The 5,552-nt window shown below is 61.3% G+C and carries 3 protein-coding genes and 1 CRISPR repeat array; of the genes, 2 read left to right on the top strand and 1 reads right to left on the bottom strand.

Annotated elements, in window-relative coordinates:
- Nucleotides 1–40: 40 nt before the first annotated feature.
- A CRISPR array of direct repeats spans nt 41–692; the repeat unit is 37 nt; unit sequence GTTGATCCCTACCTTTTCCCCGCAAGGGGACGGAAAC.
- Between the two features lie 355 nt (nt 693–1,047).
- The gene (gene cas6, locus NW809_RS10380; protein WP_099834630.1) at nt 1,048–2,199 is read right to left on the bottom strand and encodes a CRISPR-associated endoribonuclease Cas6; all 1,152 of its coding nucleotides are present in this window, start codon (nt 2,197–2,199) and stop codon (nt 1,048–1,050) included.
- A 424-nt stretch (nt 2,200–2,623) separates the two neighbouring features.
- On the opposite strand from cas6, the gene cas10 reads away from it, so the two are divergent.
- Both cas10 and NW809_RS10370 read left to right on the top strand, forming a co-directional pair.
- The gene (gene cas10 / locus NW809_RS10375; RefSeq protein ID WP_414402072.1) at nt 2,624–4,924 is read left to right on the top strand and encodes a type III-B CRISPR-associated protein Cas10/Cmr2; all 2,301 of its coding nucleotides are present in this window, start codon (nt 2,624–2,626) and stop codon (nt 4,922–4,924) included.
- The coding region (locus NW809_RS10370; protein ID WP_414402071.1) for an RAMP superfamily CRISPR-associated protein at nt 4,924–5,552 on the top strand (629 nt) is incomplete at its 3' end. The genes cas10 and NW809_RS10370, both read left to right, overlap by 1 nt.

The raw sequence follows: 5,552 nt of genomic DNA, 5'->3' as shown, positions 1-5,552 counted from the left end.
CCAAGGTGGACCGGGTTTTACCGGTCCCATCCAACACAAAGTTGATCCCTACCTTTTCCCCGCAAGGGGACGGAAACAACGGCTGCCCATCCCCACACGCCGATTGACCCGGCTCCACCTAAGTTGATCCCTACCTTTTCCCCGCAAGGGGACGGAAACTTCATACAGCCTCCTCCCTTATTCAGGGATAAATTACAGTTGATCCCTACCTTTTCCCCGCAAGGGGACGGAAACCTTTTTGCTTCATGTGGCCAGAATTGGGCCACTGACGGACGTTGATCCCTACCTTTTCCCCGCAAGGGGACGGAAACTAGGCGGTGAACCCGCCCAGCACAAAGTAGTGGGGGTGGTTGATCCCTACCTTTTCCCCGCAAGGGGACGGAAACCCTCACCTAGATGCGAAGACAGTCCACCTAACCGGCTTAGGGCGTTGATCCCTACCTTTTCCCCGCAAGGGGACGGAAACTCCAGCAGAGTAAATCTGCTGGGCCAGAGCTTTGGCTCTGCGAGTTGATCCCTACCTTTTCCCCGCAAGGGGACGGAAACTTCCGCATTTCTGCGGTTAGCTTTCTCGATTGCGAACGTTGATCCCTACCTTTTCCCCGCAAGGGGACGGAAACCCAATCCAGCGTGTAGCATGGTACCAATGTACAAGGTTGATCCCTACCTTTTCCCCGCAAGGGGACGGAAACTAGAGAGAAGCGAGTAATGAGCAAAGAGAAGTGAGGTTGATCTCTACCTTCTCCCTGCAAGAGCATGCCTCTAACCCCCAAAACCCTGAACTTTGCTGAATTTACTGAGCTTTAGGCGGTTTGGCAAAAGTCATTGAGAGGGATATAGTAGACCAAGTTTCCCCCTGATCCTTGAGTCCACCGCAACGGTTGCCGGGAAGTGAAGGGGGAAAGCGCTCGGGGGGTATTCCTCAGGGCTTTGCGGGATACCGCCTTCCTGCTCAGAGATAGGCAGGATGCGATCGCTTCTTTCCTGAACCATGTTCAGGAGAGTTCAGCGTGAATGTATCAGGCTCAACAAAGTACCTCAAGTCATCTAGGGAAGACTGCTCGACGAGTAGTCCTGGGATCCAGACTGGAGAGAGCGGCGGGCCAGCTTGGCATAGGTCTTCACCGTCTCGTAGGGCATCTCCAAATCAGCGGCGATCTGTTGTAAGCTCTCTCCACCTTCGCGGCGGGCCAGGATCGTCGCCCACAGTTGGGCAGTTTTTTCGGCGCGGGATCCCCCTTGTCGTTGCCGCTGGCTGAGAAAGAGGGCGCTCAGCTCCTCGATCCGCTGGGCCACCTGCTCTTCCCGGGAAGGGACAGGGGAGGCGGGTAGCTCTTCGGCCAACCAACCCAGGCGGGTTTGCCCTAGCCCAAAGGGGGTTTTGTGGCCGGTGCCGCAGTAGGGGGCAAGGTGGATCAGGGCTTGGAGCTGCTGCTGCAACAGCTCAGGCGCACGGGAGGAGACAGCCAACTGCACACAGCCGATGAATCCCGTCACGGATCCCTGGCGACCTGCGGTGGTTTTCACCGATTCCAGACGGTGCCGCTGGATGATCACTTCCCCATCCACCCAATCCAGAAAAGGCTCCGCCTCGATGGGCAGACCGGAAAAATCGTTCCAACGGCGCAGATAGCTGTGGAACAGGTTGCGAGGGATCGGCAGCGGCAGATGGTGGCCCCGGTGGCGAAAGCTGGTGGGCGAGACGAAGGAAAGGCTCCAGGAGCGGGGGGAAAGAGGCTGCTCCAACAGTTGACGATAGGTGCGCGGGGGGATCGAGATCTGCCATCCCAGGATTTGCAGCGGGGATCCCCGCAATTCCAGCCAGGTGGGCAGCCGTTGGCACCACCCTCGCAGCCACTCCACCACCGGCGGGTTGAGGCCGGTGATCCACCAGCGGAAGGGGAGATGAGGCGGGATCAGCGGTCGCCCCCCCTGCTCGCGGAACGGCCCCATCAGCCGGGAGAGGGTAAAAGGTTTCTCCGATTCTCCATCGTGCAAATAGGCCGATAGCTGCGGGTCTGTCTCTTGCACCTGGCTCAAGAACCAGGCGTGCAGCCCTTTGGCATAGTGGGGATCCAGCAGGTAAGACCGAGGAGCCTGAACTTCCAAGGTGATCCCCACCAACTCGGATCCCGTCGGCCACTTGCTGTTTTCTGCTCCGGCGACGGGTGGCTCTGAAAAACTCAACTTGGTCAGCATAGGCCCATCCCATTTCTGCTCATCCCCAGTCAATAGCAGCCCCTATCCAAAATCAACCTAGAGCCACTTTTCCTTTGAGAGGATTTGAGAAGGGATCCCTTCCAATTTGCTTTACCTTTAAATCGCTGGCTGGGCCAACCGAAAAAAGTCTTGAATCTGTTGGCAATGAATCCAAATCGGCCTATACTGTCTCCCAGTCTGGAACTGCAAAATGCAACCATCAGTCACTGCCATGGCCTCTCTCTGTCGGCTGCGATTCTCTGCCCGCGTGGCTGCTATTGCCGACGCCGTCTTTTTGAAGCGCCTTTGGTTTTGATGAAGGATTTGTGAAGTTCAAGGATCGCTCCAGTCAAAAGTCAGGGCCGGATTTGCCCGCCAGCACAGCAGCTGCGTTCTATATCTTCTTTTTTGCCAGGTGTTGCCCATGACCGCTACCTCCTCTGCCTCCCCCGTGCCCATCGCCTTGGCCTGGTGCCTGGCCTGGGGAGAAGGGCGGGATCCCCAATTTCCCTTGCCGATTCTGCAGCAGATGTGCGCAGCCATCCGCACCGACGACGCAGCCGGGATCCCGGAGGCGCTGCAGCCCCTCTGGGCGCAGGTGCGCCAATTTCAGGAGAGCGTGGCGGCCACAACCTTTCCCAAAACCTTGGCAGAGTTGCAATCGCGCTATCCGGAGCTGTGGCGGCAGACCAGCCGCATCGGCTTGGTTTACGGGGGGGCTACCAAGATCAAGGGCTACGTCTTCGAGTCCGCCAAACTGCCGGAAATTCGCGGCGCCTCGGCCCTGTTGGATCGCATTAACCTGGTGGATCTGCCCGCCTTTTTTGGGGATCCCGAGCAAACCTACTTGGGGTGGAAAGCCTTGGGGAAGGAGTCTCAAGCAGAGCTGGAGGCCTACGTGAACCGGCGGGTTCGGCCCTGGCTGCAGCAGCACTACCCGGCTTTGGCGCAGGCTCTCATTCCGGAGCTCATCATCTACTCCACCGGGGGCAATCTCCTGGCCTTTTGCCCGGCGGCCCATGTGGACGATCTCTGTGAGGCCATCGAGCGGCGCTACACCGAAGAAACCCTCACCGCCAACGCCTGCGCCGTGGGATCCGCCTTTCGGCTGCTGGAACTGCGCTACGGCCTGTTGCGGGATCCCATCGAACGCACCCCCTGGCTGGACTGGCTGGCCCAACACCAGGCCCACCCTCTGGTGAGGGCCTACTTTGGAGATTGCAGCGAAGCCAGCTTCCAGGCCCGCAAAAGTTTCAACGAGCTGGTGGGCCACCTGGCTGCCCGCTTCCAGCACCGCCGCAACGGCAATCCGGATCCCGGTCGTCCCAGCCGCGCCCATCCCGCCTGTTTTGAAACCCACCCCTACCTGCGCCGCGACAGCACCGACCGCCGCCCGGCCCTGGCCAAAGCCGACCTGCCAGGTCAGCCCTGGCTATCGGAGGCCACAGCCCGCAAAGCGCTGGTGGGCCGCCAGGCCAAGCGCCTGGAGACAGGCCAGCAGGGGTGGTTCCGCAAATTCCCCGCCTGGGATCCCGGCTTTGTGGAAAGCTGGGTAACGCGATTTGCCCGCTTCCTCGACTCTCCCGCCGGCGAGCCCTACCGGGAGCGCTATTTGCAGCCCTGCGCGGGATCCGGCCAGGGGATCGGCGAGGCGCAATCGCTGCGGGAAGTGGCCAACGCCAGCCAGGGCTTTGTGGCCTACCTCTACGCCGACGGCAACAACATGGGCGGCTACGTGCAGCAGATCCAAACCCCAGAGGCCTACCGGCAATTTAGCCGCGACGTTTCCGAGGCCACGGAACAAGCCGTTTACCGCGCCCTTGCCCAGCACCTGCAGGCGCACCGGCTGCGGGGCCTGCCGCCGGATCCGGAAAGTGGCAGAGACCGCAACGGCGAGTGGATCCACCCCTTCGAGATCCTGACCATCGGCGGGGACGATGTGCTGATGGTGGTGCCAGCCCACAAGGCCCTGGACATTGCCGCCACCTTTTGTGAGCAGTTCGAGCAGATCCTGCTGGCCAAATCGGCCACCTACGCCGCCCGCTCCCTCGGCCAGGTGCCGCACCGCTACCCGGCCGACAGCCCAGACCAGCTCTGTCGGCTCTCCACCTCGGCAGGCGTGCTGTTTGCCTCGGAAGACACCCCCATCTACTATGCCGAAAGGCTGACCGAACAACTGTTGAAATCTGCCAAAAGCCGCGCCAAAAAGCTGAAGCCCCGCGATCAAGACTTTTCGGTGGCCACCATCGACTTTCTCTCTTTGAAATCGGTGACTTTGATCGCCTCCAGCATCCAGGATTTTCGCCAGCAGGCCCTGGAGAATCGCCAGAACGGCCACCTCCTCAAGCTCTACGCCGGCCCCTACACCGTCCCGGAGATCCGTGGGCTGCTGAGAACGGTGCAAGCTTTGCAGGCGGCGGATTTTCCCCGCTCCCAGCTCTACCAAATCCGCGGCTTTTTGGAAAAAGGCAAGCGCACCGCCACCCTCAACTACCTCTACTTCCGCACCCGGCTGGGCCAAAAAGGGCAGCCGCTGATCGAGGCCTTTGAACGCACCTGGTGCAAGGCCAAAACCAACGACGGCCACCTTCCCCCCTGGATGTACGTGGCGGCGGAGGGGGAACCCACCTACGAGACCATCTGGCGGGATCTGGTGGATCTGTACGCTTTTGTCCAAAAACAGCCCCAGGCCGAGGGCCGGCCCGTTCCTGTGGAGGTGAAGTGATGGTTCGGCTGGCAGAGCTGCCCCAAACGAGCACCTCTATCCCTTTGAAGGCCACCCTCGCCTCGGCTCTGGCGGTGGGATCCGGAGGCTCCAGTGGCTCCCTGGCGGACAAGCCCCTGCTCAAGGATGCCTACGGCAGGCTGCTCATCCCCGGCTCCCAGTTGAAGGGAAGGCTGCGCCACGAGTGCGAAAAGCTGGCCCGCGGCCTCGGCTGGGCCATTTGCCGCTCCCCCGACCCGGAGCGCATGTGTCCCAAGCGGGAGGGGATCGACGGCCACTTCGACCGCCCCGAATACCAGGTCGAGGGCTACGCCGGATCCCATTGCCTGGTCTGCCAGATCTTCGGCAATCCGGCCCTGCCTTCCCGCCTGTGGGTGGCGGATCTCGTCTGTGAGGTGCCGCCGGCAGCGCTGGAAGCGACCCTCCGCCCAGGAGTCACCCTCAACCGCCGCCGCCGCACCGCCGAGGATCAGCGGCTCTACCTCATCGAGACCTCGCCGGCAGCCGAGCTGATCTTCTCCGGATCCCTGCAGCTTTTGCCCGACTGCCCTCCCTGGGGCAAGGCCCTGCTGCGGGTGGCCCTGCACCACATTGGGGCGCTGGGAGGCAGCAAATCTGCAGGCTTGGG

Origin of the sequence: Synechococcus sp. WC101 (assembly GCF_047461555.1) — a bacterium.
In the GTDB taxonomy this organism is placed as follows: domain Bacteria; phylum Cyanobacteriota; class Cyanobacteriia; order Thermostichales; family Thermostichaceae; genus Thermostichus.
Note: the sequence above shows the minus strand (reverse complement) of the source record. Positions and strands in the feature narration are given on the sequence as shown.

Bases quoted from the DNA above. Each gene is read 5' to 3' on its own strand.
- cas6 (WP_099834630.1), bottom strand. From the start codon at position 2,199: ATGCTGACCAAGTTGAGTTTTTCAGAGCCACCCGTCGCCGGAGCAGAA.
- cas10 (WP_414402072.1), top strand. From the start codon at position 2,624: ATGACCGCTACCTCCTCTGCCTCCCCCGTGCCCATCGCCTTGGCCTGG.